This is a genomic window from Micromonospora sp. RTGN7, from assembly GCF_033804645.1.
Lineage (GTDB): Bacteria > Actinomycetota > Actinomycetes > Mycobacteriales > Micromonosporaceae > Micromonospora.
Genome location: NZ_JAPZLF010000011.1, coordinates 76,360 through 102,492 on the forward strand (window position 1 = coordinate 76,360; position 26,133 = coordinate 102,492).

Annotated in this window: 20 protein-coding genes and 2 pseudogenes; 11 read left to right on the forward strand and 11 right to left on the reverse strand. The window is 72.9% G+C overall.

Annotation, left to right across the window (positions count from 1 at the left end; translation table 11 throughout):
- Positions 1-66: 66 nt before the first annotated feature.
- Entirely contained in the window at positions 67-1,467 is a 1,401-nt protein-coding gene (eccD, locus tag SNR22_RS18020) for a type VII secretion integral membrane protein EccD (RefSeq protein WP_320067762.1), read from the forward strand.
- A gap of 34 nt (positions 1,468-1,501) precedes the next feature.
- Here eccD and SNR22_RS18025 read toward each other — a convergent pair whose 3' ends face one another.
- On the reverse strand, positions 1,502-2,008 hold the full coding sequence (locus tag SNR22_RS18025) for an inorganic diphosphatase (protein ID WP_320067763.1): 507 nt from the start codon (positions 2,006-2,008) through the stop codon (positions 1,502-1,504).
- A 453-nt stretch (positions 2,009-2,461) separates the two neighbouring features.
- Here SNR22_RS18025 and dacB point away from each other — a divergent pair, with 453 nt between their 5' ends.
- The 3 genes from dacB (at position 2,462) to tilS (ending at position 6,158) form a co-directional block, all read left to right on the forward strand.
- A complete protein-coding gene (dacB, locus tag SNR22_RS18030) occupies positions 2,462-3,994 on the forward strand; it encodes a D-alanyl-D-alanine carboxypeptidase/D-alanyl-D-alanine-endopeptidase (RefSeq protein WP_413775659.1) in 1,533 nt (510 codons plus the stop codon).
- A 78-nt stretch (positions 3,995-4,072) separates the two neighbouring features.
- Positions 4,073-5,140, forward strand: coding sequence for a zinc-dependent metalloprotease (locus tag SNR22_RS18035; protein ID WP_320067764.1), 1,068 nt, complete (start codon positions 4,073-4,075; stop codon positions 5,138-5,140).
- Positions 5,141-5,150: 10 nt separating this feature from the next.
- Positions 5,151-6,158: a tRNA lysidine(34) synthetase TilS gene (gene tilS / locus SNR22_RS18040; protein WP_320067765.1), complete on the forward strand. Its 1,008-nt coding sequence runs from the start codon at positions 5,151-5,153 to the stop codon at positions 6,156-6,158.
- 139 nt (positions 6,159-6,297) lie between these two features.
- On the opposite strand, the gene SNR22_RS18045 is transcribed toward tilS, so the two are convergent.
- Positions 6,298-7,260 carry a GlxA family transcriptional regulator gene (locus SNR22_RS18045; RefSeq protein WP_320067766.1) on the reverse strand — a complete coding sequence of 321 codons (963 nt, stop codon included), beginning with the start codon at positions 7,258-7,260 and terminating at the stop codon, positions 6,298-6,300.
- A gap of 150 nt (positions 7,261-7,410) precedes the next feature.
- Between SNR22_RS18045 and SNR22_RS18050 the strand changes: the two genes are divergently transcribed.
- The 4 genes from SNR22_RS18050 to folE all read left to right on the forward strand — a co-directional run bounded on the left by SNR22_RS18050 (position 7,411) and on the right by folE (position 11,317).
- Entirely contained in the window at positions 7,411-7,548 is a 138-nt protein-coding gene (locus tag SNR22_RS18050) for a hypothetical protein (protein ID WP_320067767.1), read from the forward strand.
- Positions 7,549-7,647: 99 nt separating this feature from the next.
- Complete coding sequence (gene hpt / locus SNR22_RS18055) at positions 7,648-8,220, forward strand: hypoxanthine phosphoribosyltransferase (RefSeq protein WP_320067768.1); 573 nt, start codon at positions 7,648-7,650, stop codon at positions 8,218-8,220.
- A gap of 395 nt (positions 8,221-8,615) precedes the next feature.
- Complete coding sequence (ftsH, locus tag SNR22_RS18060) at positions 8,616-10,631, forward strand: ATP-dependent zinc metalloprotease FtsH (RefSeq protein WP_320067769.1); 2,016 nt, start codon at positions 8,616-8,618, stop codon at positions 10,629-10,631.
- 59 nt (positions 10,632-10,690) lie between these two features.
- A complete protein-coding gene (folE, locus tag SNR22_RS18065) occupies positions 10,691-11,317 on the forward strand; it encodes a GTP cyclohydrolase I FolE (protein ID WP_320067770.1) in 627 nt (208 codons plus the stop codon).
- Between the two features lie 713 nt (positions 11,318-12,030).
- Here folE and SNR22_RS29410 read toward each other — a convergent pair.
- Both SNR22_RS29410 and SNR22_RS18075 read right to left on the reverse strand, forming a co-directional pair.
- Positions 12,031-12,447 (reverse strand): annotated as a pseudogene (locus SNR22_RS29410) (hypothetical protein); the annotation flags it as partial.
- The gene (locus SNR22_RS18075) at positions 12,444-15,179 is read right to left on the reverse strand and encodes an FtsK/SpoIIIE domain-containing protein (RefSeq protein WP_320067772.1); all 2,736 of its coding nucleotides are present in this window, start codon (positions 15,177-15,179) and stop codon (positions 12,444-12,446) included. The pseudogene SNR22_RS29410 and the gene SNR22_RS18075, both read right to left, overlap by 4 nt.
- A gap of 275 nt (positions 15,180-15,454) precedes the next feature.
- Here SNR22_RS18075 and SNR22_RS18080 point away from each other — a divergent pair, with 275 nt between their 5' ends.
- A complete protein-coding gene (locus SNR22_RS18080) occupies positions 15,455-16,015 on the forward strand; it encodes a hypothetical protein (RefSeq protein WP_320067885.1) in 561 nt (186 codons plus the stop codon).
- Positions 16,016-16,018: 3 nt separating this feature from the next.
- On the opposite strand, the gene SNR22_RS18085 is transcribed toward SNR22_RS18080, so the two are convergent.
- From SNR22_RS18085 to SNR22_RS18115, 7 genes are read right to left on the reverse strand one after another with little or no spacing between them, the layout of a single operon-like run.
- Positions 16,019-16,618, reverse strand: a complete 600-nt coding sequence (locus tag SNR22_RS18085) for a hypothetical protein (protein ID WP_320067773.1) — start codon at positions 16,616-16,618, stop codon at positions 16,019-16,021.
- 13 nt (positions 16,619-16,631) lie between these two features.
- A complete protein-coding gene (locus SNR22_RS18090) occupies positions 16,632-17,783 on the reverse strand; it encodes a M23 family metallopeptidase (protein WP_320067774.1) in 1,152 nt (383 codons plus the stop codon).
- Entirely contained in the window at positions 17,780-18,337 is a 558-nt protein-coding gene (locus SNR22_RS18095) for a hypothetical protein (protein WP_320067775.1), read from the reverse strand. The genes SNR22_RS18090 and SNR22_RS18095 overlap by 4 nt, the downstream gene beginning before the upstream one ends.
- A complete protein-coding gene (locus SNR22_RS18100; protein ID WP_320067776.1) occupies positions 18,334-20,295 on the reverse strand; it encodes an MFS transporter in 1,962 nt (653 codons plus the stop codon). Before SNR22_RS18100 ends, SNR22_RS18095 begins: the two co-directional genes overlap by 4 nt.
- A gap of 1 nt (position 20,296) precedes the next feature.
- Positions 20,297-23,752 (reverse strand): ATP-binding protein, encoded by a 3,456-nt coding sequence (locus tag SNR22_RS18105; RefSeq protein ID WP_320067777.1) that lies wholly within the window; start codon positions 23,750-23,752, stop codon positions 20,297-20,299.
- Between the two features lie 49 nt (positions 23,753-23,801).
- A complete protein-coding gene (locus SNR22_RS18110; protein WP_320067778.1) occupies positions 23,802-24,164 on the reverse strand; it encodes a hypothetical protein in 363 nt (120 codons plus the stop codon).
- A 10-nt stretch (positions 24,165-24,174) separates the two neighbouring features.
- Positions 24,175-24,489, reverse strand: coding sequence for a hypothetical protein (locus SNR22_RS18115; protein ID WP_320067779.1), 315 nt, complete (start codon positions 24,487-24,489; stop codon positions 24,175-24,177).
- 354 nt (positions 24,490-24,843) lie between these two features.
- On the opposite strand from SNR22_RS18115, the gene folP reads away from it, so the two are divergent.
- Positions 24,844-25,728 (forward strand): dihydropteroate synthase, encoded by an 885-nt coding sequence (folP, locus tag SNR22_RS18120; RefSeq protein ID WP_320067780.1) that lies wholly within the window; start codon positions 24,844-24,846, stop codon positions 25,726-25,728.
- A pseudogene (gene folB, locus SNR22_RS18125) lies at positions 25,725-26,081 on the forward strand (dihydroneopterin aldolase); the annotation flags it as partial. The gene folP and the pseudogene folB, both read left to right, overlap by 4 nt.
- Between the last annotated feature and the right edge of the window lie 52 nt (positions 26,082-26,133).

A 26,133-nucleotide genomic window follows, 5' to 3' on the forward strand; every position in this document is an offset into this window, starting at 1 on the left:
TGGCTCATGGTAGGTAAAGTCCTGTCGTCCGCGCAGCCGCCACCCCCCCGATATGGAGAAGCGCCGATGACTTTCGGGTTGGCCCGTGTCACGATCAGCGCCCCCCAGCGCCGGGTCGACGTCGCCCTGCCGGAGCAGGTCCCGCTGGCCGAGCTGCTGCCCGAGGTGCTCCGGCACGCCGGCGAAGGGCTGGCCGACGATGGGGAGCGGCACGGCGGCTGGGTGCTGCGCCGCACCGACGGCGCGGTGCTGCTGACCGCCCAGGCGCTGCTGCCCCAGGGCGTCCGGGACGGGGAGGTGCTGCACCTGGTGCCGGCCCGCGCGCAGTGGCCCGAGCTGGAGTACGACGATGTGATCGAGGCGATCGTCGACGGCGCTCGCCGCCGGGGTGCCGCCTGGTCGCCGGCCGCCACCCGTGCCGCCGCCCTGGCCGGGGCTGCCGTACCGCTTGGCGTCGGGCTGCTCGCCGTGCTCGCCGCCGGGCCCGGGTACCGGGCCGGCTGGCCCGTCACCGGCGCGGTGGCGCTGCTGCTCACCCTCGCCGGGACGGTCGCCTCCCGGGCGTACGGCGACGGCGCGACCGGCGCGACGCTGGGCGGCTACGCCCTGCCGTACGCCGCCATGGCCGGCGCCCTCGCGGTCAGCTCCGGCGACCCGGTCGGTCCGTTCGCGCCGCTGCGCTGGCTCGGCGCCCCCGAGTTGCTGGCCGGCGCGGTGGCATTGCTGCTGGTGGCGGTGCTGGGCCTGCTCGGGGTGGCCAGCCGGGCGCGGGTCTTCGTGGCCGGCGCGACCCTCGGGGCGGCCGGCGCGCTCGCCGCCCTCGGCGGGCTGACGCTGCCGGCCGAGGGCGCTGCGGCGGTGCTGCTCTGCGCCCTGGTCTTCGCGCTGGGCGCGCTGCCGCTGCTGGCCATCCGGCTGGGCCGGATGCCCCTGCCGCCGATCACCCTGCCCGGCGACGGGGCTCTCGGCGGCGAGGCGGCCCGGGACCTGCCGGACCGGGCCCGGGTGCACGCCGCGGTCGCCCGCACCGAGGAGATGCTCACCGGGATGCTGCTCGGGCACGCCGCGTTGGCGGCCGGGGCGGTGGCGGTGCTCGTCGCGACGGGCGGGGTGGCCGGCCGACTACTGGTGGCGGTCACGTCCGCCGTGCTGCTGCTGCGTTCCCGGCTCTTCGTGGCGCTGCGCCACCGGGTGCCGGCGGTGGCCGCCGGTTTGACCGGGTTCGCCCTGCTCGGCGGGGCGCTCGCCACGGGCCCGGGGTCGACCGGGCGGCTGCTACTGGCCGTCGGCGGGCTGGTCGTGGCCCTGGTCGCCGTCGCCGCCGGCACCACGTACGCCCGGCGACCCGTCTCCCCGTACCTGGGCCGGGCCGCCGACCTGACCGACACCGCGCTGGTGGTTTCCGTGGTGCCGGTGGCCTGCGCGGTCCTCGACCTGTACGAACGGGCCCGTGGGCTGCTCGGTTGAGCGGCTCGGCGGGCCCGTCGACGGCTGCCGGTCGTCAGTGCGCGGACTCGCCGCGCTCCTCGGCCTCCTTGGCACGCCGGTACGAGTTGTGGACCTCGGCCTCGGCCTCGACCCGGCCGACCCAGGTCGCGCCCTCGACCGACTTGCCCGGCTCCAGGTCCTTGTAGACCTCGAAGAAGTGCTGGATCTCCAGGCGGTCGAACTCGCCCAGGTGGTGGATGTCGCGCAGGTGCTCCTGGCGCGGGTCCTCGTAGGGCACGCAGAGGACCTTGTCGTCCCCGCCCTTCTCGTCGGTCATCCGGAACATGCCGATGGTGCGGCAGCGGATCAGGCAGCCCGGGAAGGTCGGTTCGGGGACCAGCACGAGGGCGTCCAGCGGGTCGCCGTCCTCACCCAGGGTGCCCTCGATGAACCCGTAGTCGGCCGGGTACTGGGTGGAGGTGAATAGGGTGCGGTCCAGCCGGATCCGGCCGGTCGCGTGGTCCACCTCGTACTTGTTGCGGTGACCCTTGGGGATCTCAACCGTGACGTCGAAATCCATCTCCCACGCTCCCTCGTTTGCCCACGCTGGCTAACGGAACCCAGCGGCGCCGCTTTCGGGCAGGGGAAAGCCGACCCGCCTGCTCCGGTCGCCGCATAGTGTTCGGACCGAAGTAGTGTCACCCAAAGCTGTTTCCACACGGGGAGGAGGGGGGTCGTGAGGAGGGAAGATTCACACTACCGCCCGGAGGGGCCTGCTGGGCGGAAGGCCGGACATCCGGGCTCCGGGAGCGCGACCGGGCGGGTTCCGGTGCCTGAGGCGCACGTGCCCCGTGCCCCAGCACCGCCGGACGGCGACGCCTTCGACCCGGAGGCCACGGCCGTGCTTCCCAGGGCGGGCGAACGGCGCCCGCCACCGGGCCGGGGGCCCGGCACCGATCGGCTCCCGGTTGCCGCGGCGGCTACTCCCGAGTCGGCCGCCCCGCCGACCGCTTCCGCCCCGCCGACCGCTTCCATCCCGGTCGTCGCTTCCGCCGGGCCTGGCGGGCCGGGCGGCCCTCCTGAGGGCCCGCCGACGGGGGGCGACCGACCGGCCCGCCGCCGACGCCTCCCGCTGGCCGTGCTGGCGGCGGTGCTGCTGTTCGCCCTCGTCGGCGGGGGCCTGGCGGTGGTCCGGCCCGGCCCGGTCGCCGGCTGGCTCGGCGCGGACCCATCCACCCCGCCGGCGACCGCCGAGGTCGCCGAGCCGGAACCGGTGCCGGTGCTGGCCGGCCCGGACGCCAATGCCCTGGAGCCCACCCCCGACGGGGTGCGCGCGGCGCTCGAACCGCTGCTGAAGGCCTCCGAGCTGGGCAGCCGGGTCAACGTGTCGGTGGCCGACGTGACGACCGGCCGGTCGTTGTTCGCCCGGGGCGGCGACGCCGCCACCGTCCCCGCCTCGGTGACCAAACTGGCGACCGGAGTCACCGTGCTGGCGGCCCGGGGCCCCGACTACCGCATCCCGACCCGGGCGGTGGCTGGCCCGACCCCCGGCGAGGTGGTCCTCGTCGGCGGGGGAGACCCGACCCTCGCGGTCGGCGGAAACGGCTTCTACCCAGACGCGGCCCGCCTCGACGACCTCGCGAAGCAGGTGAAGCAGGTGCTCGGTGGCACCGTGCCGTCCAAGGTCACCGTCGACTCCTCGCTCTTCGGAGGCCCCGTGTACGAGCCGGGCTGGGACTCGGACATCCCCACCGGCGGGTTCGGGGCAGCGATCAGCGCCCTGATGACCGACGGCGCACGCCGGGACCCGCGGACCGCGAAGAGGAACTTCGACGCCGGCCACGGCTGGGCGGAGCGGGCCCCCCAACCGGACCTGGCGGCCGGCCGCGCCTTCGCCGGACTGCTCGGGCTCTCCGGAAGCGCCGCCGAGGTGAAGCGGGGCACCGCCCCGGCGACCGGTGCGGACGCCACCGGCGCGGCCCCCGCCCCCGGCACCGAGTTGGGCAAGGTCGAGTCGCTGCCGGTGATCCGGCTCGTCAACATCATGATCACCAGCAGTGACAATGTGATAGCCGAGGCGCTGGCCCGGCAGGTCGCGCTGGCCCGCGAACAACCGGCTTCCTTCGTCGGCGGGGCGGCGGCGATGGACATCGTCATCGGCGAGCTGGGTCTGGCGGCCGACGAGATCACCCTCGCCGACGGCAGCGGGCTGTCTCGGAGCAACCGGATCAGCCCCTCCCTGCTGACCGACCTCATCACGCTCGCCGGCGACGGCACGCACCCGGAACTGGCCGCCATCTTCGGCGGCCTCCCGGTCGCCGCCTGGTCGGGCACCCTCGACGGGCGGTACCAGGTGCCGGCCACGGCGGCCGGGGCGGGCGTGGTCCGGGCCAAGACCGGCACGCTGACCCGGGTGCACGCCATCGCCGGGCTGGTCACCACCGCCGACGGTCGGCTGCTCACCTTCGCCCTGCTCGCCGACCAGGCCCCGGCAGACTCGCTCGACGACACCCGCCGTGCCCTCGACCGGATCACCTCCGCGCTGGCCCGATGCGGCTGCGGTTGATCCCGCCGGGGCTTTTGTGGCGTGGTGTCCTTCGATCACCGAAAGGTGGGGGTGTTCCGGCGCGGGTACGGTGGGGGCATGGCGCAGTTCGTGGACTGGGATCTGGCCGTCGCGACCGCGGGGGCACTGGGTAAGGCGGGACCCCGGGCGTCGTACGCCGAGGCCACCGAGGTGGTCTCCGAGCTGCGGCGACTGACCGACGAGGCGGCCGGGCACGTGGCCGACTACACCGGGCTCCGCTCGCGGGTGGCGCATCCACCGGTGCGGGTGGTGGACCGGCGGGACTGGGCGGCGACCAACATCGCCGGCCTGCGCGAGGTGATCACCCCCCTGGTCGACCGGCTCTCCGGCGACAAACGGCCGGGCCCGATCACCGAGGCGATCGGCTCCCGGGTCACCGGCGTCCAGGCCGGCATCGTGCTGGCCTACCTCTCCGGCCGGGTCCTCGGCCAGTACGAGGTCTTCTCCGCCGACCCCGGCCAGTTGGTGCTGGTCGCGCCCAACATCGTCGAGGTGGAGCGGAAGCTGCAGGCCGACCCGCGCGACTTCCGGCTCTGGGTGTGCCTGCACGAGGTGACCCACCGGACGCAGTTCACGGCGGTGCCGTGGATGCGGGCATACTTCCTCGGCGAGGTGCAGGCGTTCGTGGACGCCTCGCAGGGCAGCGAGCACCTGCTGGAGCGCCTGCGCCGGGGTGTGGCCACCCTCTCCGATGCGGTGAAGGACCCGGAGAGCCGCACCAGCGTGCTGGACATCGTGCAGACCCCCGCCCAGCGGGCCGTGCTGGACCGGCTCACCGCGCTGATGACCCTGCTTGAGGGGCACGCCGAGTTCGTGATGGACGGCGTCGGCCCGCAGGTCATCCCCAGCGTCGAGCGGATCCGCGCGGGGTTCAACCAGCGCCGGGAGACGGGCAACCCGTTGGAGAAGGCGGTCCGCCGGCTGCTCGGCCTCGACGTCAAGATGCGCCAGTACGCCGAGGGCCGCAGGTTCGTCCATGGCGTCGTCGAGCGGGTCGGCATGGACGGCTTCAACAAGATCTTCGACTCCCCGCTGACCCTGCCCCGGCTGGAGGAACTGGGCGACCCGGACGCCTGGGTCGCCCGGGTGCACGGGCCTGCCGGCGCCAGCCCGGCCGTCGGCTGACCGTACGACGATGGCCGCGCTCGCCCCGCCGGTCGCGGCGGTCCGGCTCGCCGTCCGCCGCGCGCTGACCGGGCTGGCCGACGACGGGCCGGTGCTGGTCGCCTGCTCGGGCGGGGCCGACTCGCTCGCCCTGGCCGCCGCCACCGCGTTCGTCGCGCCCCGGCTCGGCCGCCGGGCCGGCCTCGTCACCGTCGACCACGCCCTCCAGGCCGGCTCCGACCGGCGGGCCGCCGACGTCGCGGCCTGGGCCGCTGCCGCCGGGTTCACGCCGGCCGAGGCGGTACGCGTCGAGGTCGCCGGCCGTCCCGGCGGCCCGGAGGCCGCCGCCCGCGAGGCCCGCTACCAGGCGCTGGCCGAGGCGGCCCGGCGGCACGGGGCGGCGGCGCTGCTCACCGGGCACACCCGCGACGACCAGGCGGAGACCGTGCTGCTCGCGCTGGCCCGGGGCGCCGGCCCGCGCGGGCTGGCCGGGATGCCGTCCCGGAGGGACCTGGCCGGGGTGCCGCTGCTGCGCCCCCTGCTCGACGTGAGCCGGGAGGAGACCCGCAAGGCGTGCACCGCGCTCGGGCACTCCCCGTGGGAGGACCCGCACAACGTCGACCCCTCGTACGCCCGAGCCCGCGTCCGGGCCGACGTGCTCCCCGCCCTGGTCCGGGCGCTCGGCCCCGCCGTGCTGGACAATTTGGCGCGGACGGCCCGACTGGTGGCCGCCGACACGGCCGCCCTCGACGAGTTGGCCGCCGTTGCCCTGTCCCAGGCGGCGGGCGGGCGGGACCCTGCCGGCGGGCTGGCGGTGCCGGCGCTAACCGGGCTTGCCCCGGCGGTCCGGACCCGGGTGCTGCACGCCTGGGCCCGGGAACTGGGCGCGGCGCCCGCCGCGCTGTCCCACCGGCACGTCGCCGCGCTGGACGCCCTGGTCACCGACTGGCGGGGGCAGGGGCCGACGCACCTGCCCGGCGGCGTCCGCGTGGTCCGCCGCGCCGGCCGGCTCACCGTCGCCGACCCGGTCGGTGGTTGACCGGCTCCCGTCGCGCCCCTGGCCGGCGGTTGACCGGCTCACCGTTGCCGACCCGGACGGAGCCCCTGACGTCCCGTCCGCCACTGTCTCCTGGATCGAGCGCGATCTTCGCCCCGGCGTCCCGGCGGGACGGGTTTGGTCAGGTTGCCGTGACGCGGTCGCGGAAGGTGGCCCGGTAGGTGTGCGGGGTGGTGCCGACCCGGCGGCCGAAGTGGTGACGCAGGGCCGCGGCGTCGCCGAAGCCAGCCCGGCCGGCCACGCTCTCCACGCTCAGCCCGGTCTCCTCCAGCAGCCGCCGGGCCAGCAGCACCCGCTGGTTGGTCAGCCAGTCGTGCGGGGTGGTGCCGGTCTCGGCCCGGAACCGCCGGGCGAAGGTGCGCGGGGCCAGCTCGGCCCGGGTGGCCAGCTCGTCGACCGTCACCGGCCGATCCAGGTGCCCCATCAGCCATTCGAGGACGGGTTCCAGGGTGGGCGCCTCGGGGGCCTTCGGGATGGGGGCCTCGACGTACTGGGACTGGCCGCCGTCTCGGTGCGGCGGTACGACCATCCGGCGGGCCAGTCGGGTCGCGGTGGCGGAGCCGTGCTCCTGGCGTACCAGATGGAGGCAGGCGTCGATGCCGGCGGCCGTTCCTGCGCTGGTGAGCAGGTGGCTGTCGGCCACGTAGAGCGAGTTGCACCGGACCCGGGCCCGGGGGTTGCGGCGTTGCAACTCGTCGACGTGCCGCCAGTGGGTGGTGCACTCCCGGTCGTCGAGCAGCCCAGCCTCGCCGAGCACGAACGCCCCGGAGCAGACGCTCAGCAGGTACGCACCGCGCGCGTCCGCCCGGCGTAGCGCGTCCAGCACCGCGGGTGGCGCGGCCGCGCCGCCGCTGTGTGCGGGCACCGCGACCAGGTCGGCGTCCTCGACGGGGCCGAGGTCGGCGTGCGGGGTGACGTGGAACCCGGCGGAGGTGCGCACCTGGGCACCGTCGGCAGTGCAGACGGTGAACCGGTAGGCGGGGAAGCCGTCGGCGCTCCGGTCGGTGCCGAAGACCTCGGCGAGCACCCCGAGATCGAACGGGGCGACCTGGTCGAGCGTGACGACGGCGACGGATCGGAGCATGTGACGAGGGTAACCGCACGAGTGGCAGAAAATCGAGGGTCAGCGGCATTTCTGCCACTGTTCGGCGGGTGGGTGGGCGCGCAGACTGATTCCAGTCCGGTGCGCACCGGCGGCGAAAACCCCCGAAACAACGCGAAAGCGAGCGCCGCCATGGGAATCCTGCTGCTCCTGCTCTTCCTGCTTCTCCTCGTCGCCGCCTCGGCGTCCGGCCACGTGGCCGACACCAGGGATTCGGCGGACTGGAAGCCCACCGACGACGGCCGCCGGTGGCGGTCTCGCATTTGCTGACCCGATTTGCGCCCGATGCGGAGAAAATCCGGGCGGGACTGCGCCGAAAGGGGCGGCCCCGCCGACGGAGGGCATCCGGCGTACTGCAGGCTAGGAGTCATGGCTGACGGCTCCTGGTACGACGCCGACATCGACCACGTGATCATTTCTGAGGCGCAGATCCGTGAGAAGACGGCGGAACTGGCCAAGCAGATATCGGCGGACTATGCCGAGGTCGACGGGCTGCTGCTTGTCTGCGTGCTCAAGGGCGCGGTCATGTTCATGGCCGACTTCGCCCGGGCGCTCGGCCGGCAGGGCCCTCCCGTCGAGCTGGACTTCATGGCCATCTCCTCGTACGGCCAGGGCACCACCTCCTCCGGGGTGGTGCGCATACTCAAAGACCTGGACCGGGACATCGCCGGCCGGCACGTGGTGGTCGTCGAGGACATCGTCGACTCCGGGCTTACCCTCTCCTGGCTGCTGCGCTACCTGGAGTCGCGGTCGGCGGCCAGCGTCGAGGTCGTCGCCCTGTTCCGCAAGCCGGACGCGGTCAAGGTCCAGGTGCCGGTGAAGTACGTGGGGTTCGAGATCCCGACCGAGTTCGTCGTCGGGTACGGCCTCGACTTCGGCGAGCGCTACCGCGAGCTGCCCTACGTCGGCGTGCTCAAGCCCGAGGTCTACGCCCGCGCCTGAGTTAACCCGGTCCCGAGGCCCACTCGCATCGGCACCCATCAGGCGGACGTTCAGCGCGCTCTCAGCTGATCGGACTACGGTAGGGGTCGGTGGCGTGGAGGCGTACTCTCCGCCCCGACCCCTCGACCCGCGTGACCGGGCGGTCGGGTGGCCGGGGGTGGAACTCCCGCCCGCCGGCGCAAACCCGGTTCGCCTTACGCGTAACTACAGGGCTCGCAAGCTCACATGTCGCGCGCACGGTGTACCGTCGAGTGACCGCGGTGCGGCAGTTACGCGCCCCGGGGTCGAGGCCGGCCCGCATGGCGGCTCCGGCAGCCGCCTCGGCGGCGACAAGCCATTCAGACGGTCAGGATGTCGATCAGGAGGATGCGGGCGCCTTGGCGCTCGACAACAGCATGGAACGTACGCGTTTCTTCCGCCGACCGGTGGTCTGGATCATCCTGGTCATCCTCGGCGCCGTTGTGCTCAGTCAGCTGTTCACCGCTGGTCCTAGCTACCACCGCGTGGACACTTCCGTTGCGCTCGACCAGCTTCACACTGCCAAGATCAAGAAGGCGGTTTTCCAGGACAAGGAGCAGACGCTCCAACTCGATCTGGAGAGCAAGGCCAAGTTCGGTGACACCACCACCGACCGGATCGAGGCACAGTTCCCGTACGAGGTCGGTAGCGAGGTCTGGAACGAGGTCCTCGCGGCCAAGGCGGCGAACCGGGTCACCGGCCCGGCCGACACCAAGGTGTCGTCGGACAGCATCTGGGTGAGCCTGCTGGTCAATCTGCTCCCCATCGCGCTTCTCGTGCTCCTGCTGCTGTTCTTCATGTCGCAGATGCAGGGCGGCGGCTCCCGAGTGCTCAACTTCGGCAAGTCCAAAGCGAAGATGATCACCAAGGACACCCCGAAGACGACCTTCGCGGACGTCGCGGGTGCCGATGAGGCCGTCGAGGAGCTGCACGAGATCAAGGACTTCCTGCAGAATCCGGCGAAGTACCAGGCCCTGGGCGCCAAGATCCCGAAGGGCGTCCTGCTCTTCGGCCCGCCCGGCACCGGTAAGACGCTGCTGGCCCGCGCCGTCGCCGGCGAGGCCGGGGTGCCGTTCTACTCGATCTCCGGCTCGGACTTCGTGGAGATGTTCGTCGGCGTCGGCGCCAGCCGGGTCCGCGACCTCTTCGAGCAGGCCAAGACGAACGCCCCGGCGATCGTCTTCGTCGACGAGATCGACGCCGTCGGTCGCCACCGCGGTGCCGGCATGGGCGGCGGTCACGACGAGCGTGAGCAGACCCTCAACCAGTTGCTCGTCGAGATGGACGGCTTCGACACCAAGGGCGGGGTCATCCTGATCGCCGCCACCAACCGGCCGGACATCCTCGACCCGGCGCTGCTGCGCCCGGGCCGGTTCGACCGGCAGATCCCGGTGGACGCCCCCGACATGGAGGGCCGCAAGGCGGTCCTGCGGGTGCACGCCAAGGGCAAGCCGTTCGCACCCGACGTCGACCTCGACGCGGTGGCCCGACGTACCCCGGGCTTCAGCGGCGCCGACCTGGCCAACGTGATCAACGAGTCCGCGCTGCTCACGGCCCGTAAGGACGAGCGGGCGATCAGCAACGACTCCCTCGAGGAGTCGATCGACCGCGTCATCGCCGGTCCGCAGCGCCGGACCCGGGTGATGAGCGACCAGGAGAAGAAGATCACCGCGTACCACGAGGGTGGGCACGCGCTGGTCGCCTGGGCGCTGCCGCACGCCGCACCGGTGCACAAGGTGACGATCCTGTCCCGCGGTCGCTCGCTGGGCCACACCCTGGTCCTGCCGACCGAGGACAAGTACACCCAGACCCGCGCTGAGATGGTCGACACCCTGGCGTACGCGCTGGGCGGCCGGGCCGCCGAGGAGCTGGTGTTCCACGAGCCGACCACCGGCGCCGGCAACGACATCGAGAAGGCCACCGGGCTGGCCCGCGCGATGATCACCCAGTACGGCATGAGCTCCAAGCTCGGTGCGATCAAGTACGGCACCAGCGGCGACGAGCCGTTCCTCGGCCGCAACATGGGCCACGAACGGGACTACTCCGACGTCGTGGCCGCCGAGATCGACGGCGAGATGCGGGCACTGATCGAGCTGGCCCACGACGAGGCCTGGGAGATCCTGGTGGAATACCGGGACATCCTGGACAACATTGTCCTGGAGCTGATGGAGAAGGAAACCCTCTCCACCGCCGACATGGCCCGGATCTGCGGTCGGGTGGTGAAGCGCCCGCCGATGGCTCCGTACCACGGCTTCGGCAAGCGCCAGCCCTCCACCGAGCCCCCGGTGCTCACCCCGACCGAGAAGGACAAGCTCAAGGCTCAGGCCGAAGCCGACGGTGCGTCCGTCGGTGGCGGCACGCCCGGCTCGAACAACTCGGACGGTACGCACTGAGCACCGGACCGACGGTCGGCGAGGAGGACGCCTCGTCGACCGAGCCCGACACCGACGAGTTGGACTACCTCGCCGCGCGCCTGGTCAACGGCAAGTTGACCGGGCGCCCGGTTGAGGAGTCCGTCGACCTGGCCCGGATCGAGAGGGCGGTACGCGAGATCCTGATTGCGATCGGGGAGAACCCCGACCGCGACGGGCTCGTCAAGACCCCGGCCCGGGTCGCCCGCGCGTACGCCGAGCTCTTCGCCGGGCTGCGGGTCGACCCGGCGCAGGTGCTCAGCACCACCTTCGAGGCCAACCACGAGGAGTTGGTGCTCGTTCGGGACATCGATGTGATGAGCCTCTGCGAACACCACCTGCTCCCGTTCCGGGGCAGCGCGCACGTCGGCTACATCCCCGGGCCGGACGGCCGCATCACCGGCCTGTCCAAGCTGGCCCGGTTGGTCGAGGTCTTCGCCCGCCGACCCCAGGTCCAGGAGCGGCTCACCTCGCAGATCGCCGATCTGTTGATGAGCAAGCTGGCCCCGCGTGGCGTCGTGGTGGTGCTCGAATGCGAGCACATGTGCATGGCGATGCGCGGCATCCAGAAGTCCGGGGCGAAGACCATCACGTCGGCGGTACGCGGCACGCTCCAGAACGACGCGAAGTCCCGGGCCGAGGCGATGTCACTGATCATCCCCCGCTGAACGGCGGAAATCGTCCCAGCGGGTGACGCCGGGTCGGGCCTTTGCCCGACCCGGCGTCGTCGTTTCCGATGCCACCGGTGTCCCACCCGCTCTCGCCGTCAGCCCGCCAGCATCATGAGGACGAGTCCGGCCGTCGTCGACACCGCCGGGACGAGACAGACCAGAGCCCCCCATCTGGGGGTCCGGTCCACCGGGTGACCGGTCGCAGGATCGGGCACCAGCCCGTCGCTCGCCCCCGCCGGACCGCCCCCGGCCGGGACCGCCGTCAACGACGCCCCCACCGGACCGTCCGCAGTGCCGCCGAAGGGAACCCCTGCCCCCGCGGCGGGGGCCGAACTCGTCGAGCCGATTGTGCCGTCGCGCGAGTCGTCGACCGGGCCTGGGCCACCCACCCCGGCGTCGGTCGTCCGCGGGCGGGGCGTCTGCCGGCCGGTCAACCGAGGGGCGGTCGTTCGTGGGCCCGCCGTCTGAAGGTCCGGTCCGGGCGCGGCCGGCCCGTCAGTCCCGCCGAACAGCCGGCCGACGGCGAGCCAGCCGGCGACGAAGGCGGCCACCGGCATCGGCACCCCGAGGAGCACCGCGACCACGCTCGCCGGGCCGGTGCCGTCAGCCACGAAGAGCGCCACCTGCAGCAGCGGCACGACCAGCGCCAACGGCCCGTACACCAGCAGGTTGCGCAGTCGCGGCGGCCAGGCTGTCGGGCGGAACGGACCGCGCGCGGCCAGCGCCCCGTCGCTCGCGTCAGCCCAGCCCCTGGCTGCCCGCAGCGCCGTGAGCACCGCCGTCGGCCCGCCCACCATGCTCCGGGCCGCCTCAGTCAGCTCAGGCGGCGACGGCACCAGCACCATCGGGGGTACCCCCCGCTCGCGCAACCGGGACCGCTGCGGCGCCAGCCGCTCGCGTACCGTGGTCAACTCCTCCCGGGCGGCCCGAACTGCGCGGGCCTGCTCCGTCGCGGCGGTCGCCGCGCTCCGACGGACCCCGTCGAGCTGTCGAGCCGCGGCGACGTACTCCGTCCAGGCGGTCGCCTCGTCGGCGGGCCGCGGCGGTGCGGAGTCGGTGGCGGGCCGCTGCCGGACCGGCGTGGTAGTCGCCGCCGCATCGGTGGTGCCGGCCGGCTTCCCGCTCATGCTTCCTCCCCGGCCCCCGCCGTCGTGTCGGCCCCGACCCCGCTGTCGGCCCTGCCGTTGGTATCGGCCCTGCTCGCCGTGTCGGTGCCGGCTCCGCTGTCGGTGCCGGTCCGGTGCTCGGCGAACGGCACCAGGAGGGTGCCCCGGTCATCCGGGCCGTCCCAGAGCATCGCCCGGCCCTGGCGGGGAAGCCACTGCACCGGGCGCCCGAACACTGTCGCGAGTTGCGCCCCCGGCACGTCCACCGCCACGACGGCAGCGAGCTTGTCGACCTCGTCGTCGGTGTGGACGACCGCCGCGAACGACGGCACGGTGCGCCACCCACCGAGCAGATGCCGCCCGGCCGGCGGGCCGTCCCGCAGCAGGTTTCGCAACCGCTCCGGCGGCAGCTCCTCCGGGGTGGGGCCGTCGAGCCCGAACGCCACCAGGTAACCCGGTTCGTCGGTGTCGATCGCGGCGAGCAGGCCCGGCAGGTCGACCCGGTCCACCCGATGCTGCCCGGCGAGATCGGCGACGAGCGCGTCCGCCACCGGTGCCACGTCGGCGCAGAGCGCGGCCACGACGAACCGCCCCGTGCCGGGCCGGTGGTGCGCGGCGAGGCTGCGGGCCGCTGTCGCCAGCAGTGCGGCGGCCTCCGCGCCCGACCCCAGTACGGCCAGGTTACGGCCGGCGGCCGGCCCGAGCGGCACGGCCACGGTCGACCGGGGCAGATCGACCGCCCGGCCGAGCAGGGCGGCCGGCCCACGTGCCTGTCCTGCGAAGGCGGCCCGGTAGCAAGGATCGTTGCGCAGCAGCGGACGCGCCCAGCCCGCGAAGACGACCGGGGGCGCGGCCCGCTCCGCCCGGCCCTCCCACAGCCGGTGCCGCAGCTCCGCGATGGCCTCCGGGACCTCGTGCGGGTCCGGAAAGCGGACCATCCGCTCGTGTCCCCGGGTGGCGCCTCGGGGACCGCCGAGCCCACCTGCGGTGTTCACCACCGCGCTGACTACCGGTAGGCCCGCGGCGGCGTCGTTGCTCGGCTCCAGCACCGGACCGCCGCCGGCCAGCGCCACCCGCACCGGGAACTGCCCGAGCATCGAGTCGCGGGTCGTCGGCCCGCAGGCGATCCCGAGGTCACCCTCCCCGGCCAGGATCAGGTGTACGCCGTACGCCCGGCCCGCGCGGGCAAGGGTGTCCAACCGGGCTGCCGCCTCGACGGCCAACTGGTCCCCGTCGGCGAGCAGCAGTGGGAGATTGTCGATCACGCACACCACCCGGGGCAGGGCCTGGTGTTCCCGCAGGGCGGCGAACCGTTGCCCGCCGGCGCGCCGACCGCACTCCTCCCGACGCCGAGCCTCCGTGGCCAGTGCGTCGAGGAGACCCATCACGTACTCCCGGTCGGCGGCCATCCCCGCCGAGCGGACCTGGGGAATCCAGGACCGGTCCCGCTCGGTCTGCAGGAACTCCGCGAACGACTCACCGTCGCCGAGGTCGGCCAGGTGCAGGGTCAGCTCCTCGGGACCGTATCGGGCGGCGAGGCCGAGCAGAACGTTGGTGAGGAAGGCCACGCGGCCCGCGGCGGACCGGCCGCTGACCAGCCAGTGCGGGGTCAGCTCGGTGAGGCCCACGGTCACCGGTCGACCGCCGGCGTCCCCGACCGTGGTGGCGATCCCCTCCGCCGAACTGGCCGCCCACAAGGGCGCGTCCGGGTCGGGCAGCAGGTCGGCCAGGCTGAGCCGGGAGCCGGCCTCCACCTCCTCGGCGAGCCGCCGGCAGACGAGGTCGACCAGCTCCGGGGGCGGATCGTCGTCGACGAAGACGGGCGAGTTGAGCCCGCCGGGTGGCTCCGCGCCCGGGCCGGCGAACGAGGTGTCGGGCGGGTCGCCCAGCAACGCGTACGCGTTGCGCATGGCCAGCGGGGTGGCCTGCGGCAGCGGCGCGCGGGTGGCGTACGGGCCGGCCGGGGGCCAACCCGCGACGACGAGGTGCAGCCCTGAGACGCGCCCCTGCTCGGCCAGTGCCTCGATCCGGCTCAGATCGGTCGGCCCGGTCAGCTCGGGTAGCGCGGCGACGACCAGCAGCAGCGCGCGGTCGTGGCGGCGTGGCCGGCCGCTGCCCGGCGCCACCCACTGTTCCGCCTCGGTGAGCACCGCCCGTAGCCCGGCGACGTCCACCGCCGGCGGGGGCAGCAGCCCGGCATCCGCGAGCGCCGCGAACGGCGCGAAGGTGCCGGATGGTGCCGAGGCCGGTGCGGCGTGGGTGTCCGGTTCGGAGCGGGAGATGTCGGGCCGGCTGCTGTCGGGGTGGGCCGCGTCGACGGCGCGGACCAGCAGGCAGCCGGCGGGCGTCGCGGCGAGCAGGCGTAGCAGGACAGCCCGGAGCAGCCCGGCCACCCGTGGATCGTGGGCGTCGGTGTCGATCGCCAGATGCCCGGTGCCGAGCAGCGGCACCAGCGCGGGGAAACGCGCCTCCTCCAGCGGGGCGGCCGTTCCGACCCGGACGAACGGTGGAGGCCCCTCGCCCGAGGGCGTCTCTGCGGGGATCGTCTCCAGCGGCGTCCCCGCCCAGCCGGGTGCCAGCCGGGCCGCGGCGCCGCGGAGCCGGTCCGCAAGCTCATACTGTCGACGCTGGTCAGCCGGCGCGGGTCGGATCTCGTCCAGGATTCCGGCCGCCGCGGCGGCCGTCGCCTCCGCCCGCCGATGCAGGGCGGCGGCGCGGTTGGTGCGTGTCCTCGGACCGGCCACCGCGTCCACCCCTCTTCCCGAGGCTGACAGCCCCTCCCCGCGCAGTGACCGTATCCCAGGTCCGCGCCCTCCTCCGGGATGCGCCACGGCGGTGCGTCCGTGTGCCGGGTGATTACCGGCACGGCGCTTGTCGGGGGCCGCGCCAACACCCTGGTGCGCGACGAGGGGCGAGCCTCGGCAAGCCGAGGGCAGTTGGCCTGGGGCCATGGTCCGTCGTCTCGATCGGTGGCAGCTGGGGCATTGGGTACGAGGCGTCCAGCCGCTAGCCTCAGGAGGTGGAATCAGTGCAGCCCTCCGCCGGTTCCCAGGTCTCCCGCGTACCGGCGCAGCGGACCCCGCCGGAGCAACTGGCGCCCCCGTCCGGGGCGCCGGCACCGGCCCGACCGCCGCGTCGGTTGCGGACCATCATCACCGTGGTCGCCGGGGTGCTCGGGCTGCTTCTGCTCGGCGGAGTCGCCACTGCGTTCGTCCTGTACCAGCGCGCGACGACCCCGGACCGTAGCGCCCCCGACGTGGTGGTCGACAACTACCTACGCGCCTTCCTGGTGGACCGCAACGACGCCAGAGCCGAACAGTTCACATGTTCGGGGATTATCGTCGAGGCCCTAAAAAGCCTCCGCGATGAGATCGAACAACGTGAAGCTGGCTACGGTGTCGATGTCCGAGTCGGCTGGGGAGCCTTGCAGCGATCGGAGCGGGCTGGCGGAGCGTTAGTCCAGACAACACTGACTATTTCAAGCTCAGCGAATGGCCAACCACGCAGCAGCCGCCGAGAGAGTTGGACGTTCGAAGTAACTGAGGAACGGGAGGGCTGGAGAGTCTGCAACGGCCGCAAGACAGGCTAGGACTCACTCGACCCAGAGTAGGTGGACCGGGACCTCCAGGGTCGTCGGGGGCTGCCCCCGCCAGGCCCAGCGGTACCACTCCAACTCCGGAGTGACCCGCACGCAGATGTCTCCGTCCGTGCCCGAGTAGGTCTCGGTCACCGCACGCAGGTCCCGTTGCTCGCCGGCGTCCATGGCGTGCACGACCCGCCGCCCGGTAACGGTGCCGGCATCGAACACCGGGGTCGGCGGACGGTGGGTCGGTGCATCCAGGAATACCAGGTGGGCGCCGAATTCCTGGGGTGCTGCGCTGCTCGGCCGGGTCCCGATGGCTTCCACCCAGACTCGCTCAACCGGTACGAGCGGGGCGAAGACCTCCACCTGTTCGGACTCGGCGCGGTACCACTCCTGTTCGGGAATGACCGGCACATAGGTGCGGCTGTTCTGCACCACCCGCTCGTCGGCGCGTAGGTCACCGCGCCAGCCAAGGCCGGGCAGCCCGATGAGAACCCGCCGCCCCCGCAACTCGACCCCGTTCGTCGCGGGCACGATCTCGATGGGGCGGGGTGGCAGGGGCGCCCAGTCCGGATGGTCCGCGAAGGGGTCGGGAAGTGGCCCGGTCATGCGCTCTCCGGCCTCACGCCTTGCCGTTCAGTGGCGCGCCCCGGTCCCGCATGAACGGCGCCGGGTTGACGGCACCCCGGCTGGAACGATCCCCGTCGAGATGCACCTCGAAGTGCAGGTGCGGCCCGGAGGAGTTACCGCTGGTGCCGACCTCCCCGATCACCTCGCCGGCCTTCACGAGTTGACCGGGAACGACCCGAGGCTTGACGATCATGTGGCAGTACCGGGTGACATAACCACCGGCGTGCAGCATGTCGACGAACCATCCGCACCCGCCCTTGCCCGGCCAACCGTCCACGTCGCAGCTCCGACCGCCGCCATGGTCGGGGTCGCAGCGGGCTACCAGCACCCGCCCCGTGGCGGCGGCGCGGATCAGGGTGTGTTTCGGCGCGCCGATGTCCACGCCGTTGTGGCTGGGACGACTCGCAGTGCGGAACCCGGATCCGACGCCGCCGGGGATCGGCGCGGTCCACCCAGAGGCGGCGATCTGGCCCCGGGTGGCCGCGTTGCAGATGTTCTGCTTCGCCACCTGGACCGTGCGGGCCGCACCCCCGGCGAGCGCGTCCACGATCTTGCTGGCCAATTCCTCGTGCTTGGCATAGGCGTTCGGGAAGGCACTGACCTGCACCCGCTGGGCGGTCCGGGTCAGCGGCATCTGCTCCCAGCCGGGGACCTTTACCAGCTTCTCGTAGAACTTCCGGGACGTGTAGGCCGGGTCCTGTAACTGCTGCGGAGAGCCCCAGCCCTGGCTGGGGCGTTGCTGGAAGAGACCGACTGAGTCGTGGTCGTTACGGTTGCCGAGGTGGGGGAGGTTGCGCAGGCCGGACTCCTGCATGGCCGTGGCGATGGCGACGACCCAGCCGCGGGGCGGGACCTTCATGTCGGAGCCGACCTTGATGATGACGGCGGCGTTACGGATCTGGCTGTCTCCGTACTGGGCGAACCGTGGCATCTTCCCGGATACGTTGACCTGGTGCGTCCGTCCGCAGCCGGACTGGGCCTCTGGGGAGGAGTCCTCTCCACCCCCACCCAGTCCGGTGAGGAAAAATGCTGCCGTGCCACCGGTGCAGCAGAGCAGCGTGAGGGCTGCGGTCAAAGCGGCGGCCAGGGCGCCGACGCGTAGTTGCCGGCGACGTGGGGTGCCGCCTTCGATGTGATCGCTCATGTCCGCTCCCAGTCCACGGCGTCGACCAGCCACTGCCCGTCCGGGGCCACGAGTTCCAGCCTTAGACGCCCCGAGTCGAGCGGTATCAACACCTCCACGAAGCGCTCCGTCCGAGGCCGGAGGCTCGGTTCTCCGGTCGTCCGCTCCGCAGGCACCCCTGCCGGGTCGGCGCCGGCGAGTTCCTCGGTCAGTTCCGGCGTGGAGAGCGGGCGCAGGGTGGCGTGCCACTCCTCGGTACCGGCGCGGCGACCGCCGAGCCAGGCTGCGGTGAACCTGTCCGCGATCTGTTCGGGCGGCGGTGCGCCGGGACGGGTCACCGGTGACGGGGGCGTGGTGCTCCCGACTACGCCGTCGTCACCGGTGGTCGGGTCGACTGTGGTGATCGGCTCACTCGGTCGGTTACTCAGGCCCGTCGCCGGGCCCACCGAACCGGAGAAGAGTCGGGCCGCTCCGAGAACGCCGACCACGAGGACGCCGACGGCCAACGCGATGCCCAGCCGGGACCGCAGCGCCCTCGTGAACAGGAACTCGACCGCCCGTCGCATCGCACTCACCGCGCCTCGGTGCGGATCCGCGGTGCTGCGGGCCGTCGCGGCGTGGCCGGCTCGGCGGAGCCGGGGCGGTAGATGACGAAGGACGGATTCTCCGCGGGTACGTCCGGCTCGGTCCAGGTCGATGGCTGGCGACGTCGTGGCTGCGGGGCGGCGGGACGCGCTTCGCTCCGCTGCTCCGGCGTGGTGGCCTCGTCCGGGCGCTCGCGACCGTCTGGCCGCTGTCGCTCGTTCGCGGTGCTGCTGACGGTGGCGACCTTGGCGTGGCTCGGATCCTCATGTCGGGCCTCCGGCCGCAGGCTGCGCTGCTCCAGCCCCACCCCTCGCCGCCGGGCAAGGGCCGGCTCGGCGGTGCCGCCCGGCTCGGCGACGTCCAGCCGTGCGGCGGTGCGCATGTCCCGGAAGAACCGACGATGCCACGAGCCGGCCGAGCTGCCCGCCTCGCTGCTGTCCTTGCCGCCGAGTTGGGTGATTCGACGGTACGGGCGCAGCAGTAGCCAGCCGACCACCCCGCAGAGCCAGACCAGCACCACCTGGAGCCACCCCGGCAGGGTCGCCGTGCTCATGATCAGGTCTACGGCGAAGAGGTAGATGGCTGCCCCGGTGCCGAAGATGGCGATGTTGAACACTGCGGCGACGACGGCGTTGGCCAGCCGCCGAAGTCCGGCGCTGGCCGGACGCATCAGGCCCACCGTGCCCAGGATCGGGGCCGCGATCACCGCCCACCGGAAGATGAGGAAGCCCAGCAGAACCAGCAGCGAGGCGGTGAGGTCGAACATCGCGAAGAGTAGCGCGGCGAGCACGGCGATGAAGCCGGAACCTACCCGGTCCATGTCCCGGACGCCCTGGAGGTACTCGTACGCTTCCCGGTCCTCGCCCTTGATCTGCTGCGCGACCCGTGCCCACTGCTGCTGCTTGGCGTCGATGGTCGCGGGCCGGGTCGCCGAGTTGGCGCGGAGCTTCTCCGTTTCCTCCCAGGAGAGTGACTTCGCATCGTAGAGCGCCGGGCCGTACTTCTTGGCAGTCTCGCTGTCGGCCGAGCCGAGCACCCCACGCAGCCAGTTGCGGTAGAGCATGGACTCGGTCGCGGTATCACTGGCCCGGACCGCGGGGGGACGGTTGTCCTTACACGCTGCGGGGTTGGGGTCGTCGCACTTATCAGGCGGGGTGTCTCGCGTCGCCGGGCCGACCGCGTCGTGGACGACGCCCAGGGTGGTGATGAGCGTGCCGTCGGCGATGTTCGCGGACTTGACCGGCCAGGCGGCTAGGGCGGTCACCGCCACCATCACGAACAGGGCCCAGCCGGCCGTGGTCATCGCGTTGCTCATGTCCGATTGGCGGGAGCGCCAGAGTAGGTAGAGGCCCACCACGCAGAGCGTAATGATACCGAAGACGCTGAATACCTTTTGATAGACGGCCTTGGTGGCCTGATCCACCAGTGGGTCGGCCCAGCCCCACATCGAACGCGGGTCCCAGGCACGCTCCCGCAGCGCATTCGAGCCGCCGATGATGGCGGTGGCGATCATGAACTCGCCGTTCGCCACGGTGGTGGTGAACTTGTAGTCCGGGTGGATGACCGCAGAGGCGCAGCCGCCCGGCAGGTCGTACGTGGGGTAGCTGTAGCCCGCGTACCCGTAGTCGCTGTAGAGCCCCTTCGGGCCGGGCAGCTTGGCGGAGTCCGGGCGGGCGGCGAACCAGCCGGCGAGCCCGGAGTCTGGCGTGCCCGGAACCGGCGCGTTACGGCACTCCGCCTGCTCCTTGCTGACCTCGCCCAGCTTGCCGACGCAGGTGCGGAAGTTGGCCTGCCACTCCGGGGTGGTGCACAGATCCGCCCGGGCCTGGGCCACCGGCGGGGCCGCGTACGCCGGTTCGCCGCCCACCACCGGCCAGGCGACGGTGGCTCCGGCGAGTACGCCGAGCGCGAGTAGGAACGCTGCTATCCGGGCCCGCACCCTCGCCATGTCATGCCTCCAGGTCCGGGAGATGGGTCGGCAGTTGCCCCATGGTCGCGGCGACCGCGGCGGGGGTGGTGTCCAGGTGGTCCAGCAGCCCGTCGACGTACGACACGTCGACTCGGACCTTCTGCACCCGCCCGTCGACGTCACGCATGACGAATTCGCGGAACCCGAGTCGGGTGGCCGAGGTGGCGTCCGCGGTCGACAGCGAGGCGAGTGTCGCCTCGTACCCGTCGTTGACCGGGACGCGGAGCAGCCGCAGGGCCTCGGAGGCGATCTCAGCGTCTTCGGCGATCCGGCCGACGAAGACGGTGGAGACCAGGTTCTGCACGTCGAGGCCGAGGATGTCCTTCGGGTTCTGTGAGGCGACCAGGGCGGCGAGGTTCCACTTGCGGGAGTCGCGGGCGAGCCGGACCAGGAAGGACCGGCCGGAGCGCCAGCCTTCCATGAAGTGCGCCTCGTCCAGGCCGACCAGTTTCCGCGATGACATCGACCCGCCGTAGCAGCGGCGTACCGCCAGCCGGTGGGCGGTGTGCAGCATGGGCAGCGCGAGGGCCTCCTCGGCCGACCAGTATTCACGCTCGATCTTGAGGTCGGGCAGCCGCAGCCCGGCCATGGTGATCACGGTCAGTGCCGCGTCGGCGCCGAGCAGCCCCTCCGGTGGTCGGCCGAAGAAGAGCATGGCCAGCGGCATCTCGGCCGTGTCCAGTAGCAGGTTGGCCAGTTCCTTGCCGGCGTCGTCGTCGAGTTGGCCGAGGCAGGCGACCACGTCGTCGAGGGTGGACGTTTCCTCTGCCGGCACCTGCCGGACGGCGTGCCGGAACAGGGTGGCGGTGGATGCCTCCCGGGCCACCTGCGGCGGCACCAGCATCATGCAGATGTCCTGTACCAGCATGCGGCGCTCGGCCCGGGCGTTGGAGACGGCGATCTCGAACTCCCGGTCGCCGGTCGCGCCGACAGTGAACTCGCTACGCAGCGGGGTCGGGATGAGCGCGTACGGTGCGAGCGTCCCCTGCTCGGAGCCGGTCAGGTTGAGCACCCGTGAGTACGGACGCAGCTCCGGCATGTTGCACAGCCGGGCCAGCGGGCCGGACGGGTCGAGCAGGGTCACCTGCACCCCGCGCCGGACGGCCAGGTAGCCCAGCGCCCCGAGCAGGGTCGACTTGCCACCACCCGGCTCGGCGACGAAGACCGCGAGCCCGGAGCGTTCCCGCACCTCCATCGGGAAGTGCAGGTCGAGGAAGACGGGCCGGCGGCAGGTGCCGGCGGTCCGCCCGATCAGGTCGCCGCGTCGGTCGCCCACCGTCGAGGCGGCCTGTGGCAGCGCGGCGGCGAGCAGGTTGACCGGCATCCGGCGGACGTACCCGGTGTTGGCGATCGGCTCGCCGGGGATGAACTCCCGGGCCAGCCAGTCCTGGTTCTTCGGGTGCTGCAGCGAGACGCGCAGCTCCCGGGAGTAGAGCTGGATGAGCCGGCGGGCCCGTTCCAGGCACTCCTCCCGGGTCCGGCCGCCGACGGCGATCCGGTGCCAGCCGTGCGCCCGGGCCGAGTCGACCGGCAGGCCGGTGGTCATCTCGTCGCCGATCACGAGCGCCCGCTTGGCCAGTCGCTCCAGCTCGGGCGGGGCATCGATGCCGTGCTCGGCGTAGTCGAGCTGCTGGGATCGGATCATCCGCAGCCGGTGCTCCAGGTTACGGAAGGAGTCGCCGGAGCCGAGGATGTCGACCCGGGTGGAGATCTCCATCGGCCAGGGCAGCCGCTCGTGGAAGTGCAGCCAGGGCTCGTGCCGTTCGGGGATCTCCAGGGGCTCCATCCGGCCGACCGCGAGCACGGCGACGTGCCGCTCCTCGCCGGTCATCCGGTTGACCAGTTTGACGGTCGACCCGTACGGGGTGCGGTACCGCTCCACCTGCTCGGTGAGGGCGAGCAGGTCCCCGCGCTCCCACCGGCTTTCGGTGACGGGGGAGAGGGTGCCGGGCGGCGCCATGCAGAGCGCGACCGAGCGGTACAGCAGCCATTCCAGTTCCTGTGCGGTCACCCGCCGGCCGCGCATGCCGAACGCGCCCAGCACCTCGTCAAACTGTTCGACGGTGCGGCCGAGCTTGCGGCGCTCGCCCTCGGCTACGCCCCGGCCGAAGGTGCGCAGCAGCCGTTCGGTGAGCGAGTCGCCGAGTGAGCGCCGGGCGAAGGTGACGCCGAGGTACGTCTGCCCCTCGGCGTGGTTGACCGAGAGCAGGTGCCGCTGGGCGGCCACCAGGTGGTCGCCCCAGCCTGCGGTGCCCGACACGTCCGGCAGCGGGGACGCGGTGAGCGAGTCGATGGTGCGGGCCCACTCGTCGGCGGGGAAGGGGCGGGTGGTGCGGCGCAGGTGCAGCCGGAAGCCGGCGAGGCCGGCGTACTGCTCGGAGATCGCCGCGAGCAGGGCCTCCCGCTCGGCGTCGGGCCGGAACGCCCAGCGCACCTCGGGCAGCCAGTACCAGGCGGTGACGGTGTTCGGGGTGAACGTCAGGTGGCCGGCGATCTCGGTGATGGCCAGCTCGACCGACGGGTCCCGGTCGCCGAACTTGAACTTCGGCGCTCGGACCGGCCTGGCCGGTTTCGCGGGCTTCCCGGCCTTCTCGATTTTGGCCGGCCGGTTCGACCGTTCCCGCCGGTCGACGGTGCGCTGGCGGGGCGCCGTGGCCTCCCGACCGGTCGGCTCCGGCGCTGGCTCGGGTACGTGGCGGGCCGCCCGTTCCGGCTCCCGGTTCGGGTACGGCCCGGTCCGGTGCGGCGCGGGTGCCCGGCGCGGGGGCCGCTCGGGTTCCCGGGGCGCGGGCGGCGCGACGTCGCGCCAGCCGTACGTCTCGTCGTCGGGGTCGACGGCCTGGGCGACCGGGGGCGGTGGCAGGTCGGGTTCCGCGGTGGGGCGGACCGCCGGGAGCCGGTCCATCGGCTGCTGGGGGACCCGGGCCCGGGTCTGCGGCGTGGGGGCACGCTCGACGGGCGCGGGAGCCCGCTCGACGCGGGCCGGCGGGACGTCGGTGGCCGTCGGGACCTCGACGTGGGCCGTCGGGACCTGGATCTGGGCCGTCGGGGCCTCGGTGCCGGGGGGTGGCGCGGCGGCCGGCTGCTGGTGGGGGATCGCGGGGAGGCCCCGGCCGATCGGCCGGGGTGCCGCGGGCAGCGCGGGCCGGGACACCCCCGGGTGCGCGCCGCCGAAGAGGTCGAGGAAGGGGGAGTCGATGTCGGCGTTCTCGGTGGCCGGCGGCACCAGCTGCTCCGTGGCGGCCGGGTGCCCGGGGGCGGGACGCGGCGCCTGGAAGACACCGACCCGGCCGTGGCCGGGCGTGGTGGCGAGCGCCGGGTCGAGGGCGACCTCGTCCAACTCCTCCGCCGAAGGGTAGTTGAATGAGCGCGCACGGTTACCGTGCGGGGCGGTGTGGCGTCCTGCCGGAGAACCCGGCGTGGAAGAGCGACTCATGCCCCCGCCTCGCCCGCGTGGTGTGACCGCCCGATCGGCGTACGCCCGGTCATGCCAGTTCCTCCCGGATCCTGATCCGGCTCGCCACCATGCGCGGGTCGCGCTGCTCGACGGCCGGCTCCCGGGTACGTCGCCAGTCGGTCAGCGCGGTGCGGATCACTACGCGCGCGGGCCGGTCGGGGTCGACGTACCGGAAGATGAACGAGGTGCTCACGATGGCGAGGGCGATCTCCCAGGCCGGGAAGAGCTCGACCGTCAGCGTGAACAGCCAGTGGATGAACATGTAGAGGGGCACGAGCAGCATGAACACGCCGTACTGGGCGTACGGCAGGTGGACGGGCAGGGTGTAGCCGGGCGGGCCGAGGTAGACCAGGCGGGCCCGGTAGATGTCGTCGTCGGTGCGCAGCCGCATCTGCCCGCGCCTATTCGAAGATCAGGTCGATCAGGTAGTCACCGACGAAGAAGAGTGTGGCTGCTCCGGCGATGAAGGCCAGCCCGACGATCGCGATGGCCGAGCTGGTCAGAACCTTGGAGATCTCACCCCGGCTGGCCCGGCCAATGAAGATGACGCCGAGCACGGCCAGCAGGATCGGGGCGATCTTGCTGGCGAAGAAGGTGACGATGTTGTTGGTGTCGATGCCCTTGGGCGCCGGCTCGGCGAGTGGAGTCGACGCCAGGGTGTTGAGCATGGAAGTGACGGCGGATGACGTCGTCTCCATGAGCTCGATGGCGATCACTGGAACCTCCCCATATCGCGGCCGGCGGAGCCGCGGCGGTGCAGTAGGCAAGCCTGGCGGGATGGTGCTCATCAGGCGCAGCGTCGGCGACCCTGCGTCCGTTGCCCACCACAGACAGTGGTGAGCTTTGGGGGGATTTTTCCCGCTTCGGCCCTCCCTCCATGCTTCGCCGTCTCTCTGCTGGGCAATTCCAAAGGGTACGGGCCGCCCCCCTTTGCGACAAGCCGCGAAGAGTGGACCCGGAACGACCTGAACGACCGATCGTACACTTGTTCCAATGCCCTTGTCAGGGTCGTGTCGAACGGGGTGGGGCGGGCCGCCGGGGGCCGCCGCGACGACCGGTACCGTGCAGTCGTGACCGATCTGGTGCGGGCGCAGGCCCCGGTGGTGATGGGCGTCCTCAACGTCACGCCCGACTCCTTCTCCGACGGTGGCCGCTATGCCGACCTCGACGCCGCCGTCGCACACGGGGTGCGACTGGTGTCGGACGGCGCGCACCTGGTGGACGTCGGGGGCGAGTCGACCCGCCCCGGCGCGGACCGGGTGGACGCGCAGACGGAGGCGGCCCGGGTGCTGCCGGTGATCCGCGAGCTCGTCGCCGCCGGGGTCGTGGTCAGCATCGACACCAGCCGCGCGCGGGTCGCGGAGGCCGCCCTCGCGGCGGGGGCCGCCGTGGTCAACGACGTCTCCGGCGGACTGGCCGACCCGGACATGTCCCGGGTGGTCCGCGACGCCGGCTGCCCCTGGGTGTTGATGCACTGGCGTGGGCACTCCCGGGGGATGCGCGAGTTCGCCCACTACACCGACGTGGTGACCGACGTCCGCGACGAGCTGGCCCAGCGGGTCGACGCGGCGCTGGCCATCGGGGTGGCCGCCGCCCGGATCGTCGTCGACCCGGGCCTCGGCTTCGCCAAGACCGCCGAGCACAACTGGCAGCTCACCGCCCGCCTGCCCGAGCTGCTGGCGCTCGGCTTCCCGCTGCTCTTCGGGGCCAGCCGCAAGTCGTACCTGGGGCGGCTGCTCGTCGACCCTGACGGTGCCCCCCGGCCGACCGCCGGCCGGGAAACGGCCACCGCCGCCACCAGCCTGCTCGCGGTGGCGGCGGGCGCCTGGGGGGTACGCGTGCACGACGTGCTCGGCACCGCCGACGCGCTGGCCGTCTGGCGGGCGAGCGGCCGTCCCCGCCTGGCGACCGACCGGGCGGGGCTCCACGAGGACGACACGGAGGGGGACCGGTGACCGACCGGATCACGCTGACCGGGCTGCGGGCGCATGGGCGGCACGGCGTCTACGACTTCGAGCGCGAGCGGGGGCAGGACTTCGTCGTCGACGCCGTCCTCGAACTGGACCTCGCGCCGGCCGCGCGCTCCGACGAGGTCACCGACACGGTGCACTACGGTGAACTGGCCGACCGGCTGGTGGCGGTGCTGACGGGGGAGCCGGTCAACCTGATCGAGACGCTCGCCGACCGGCTCCTCGCGATCTGCCTGGCCGACCGACGGGTGGCCCGGGCGACGGTGACGGTGCACAAGCCCGAGGCCCCGGTCCCGCACGCCTTCACCGACGTCGCGGTGACCATGACCCGCCCCGCCGCGCCGACCGCCGCCGCCGGGGAGCCGGGGCCGGCCCCGACGAGCACCGGGG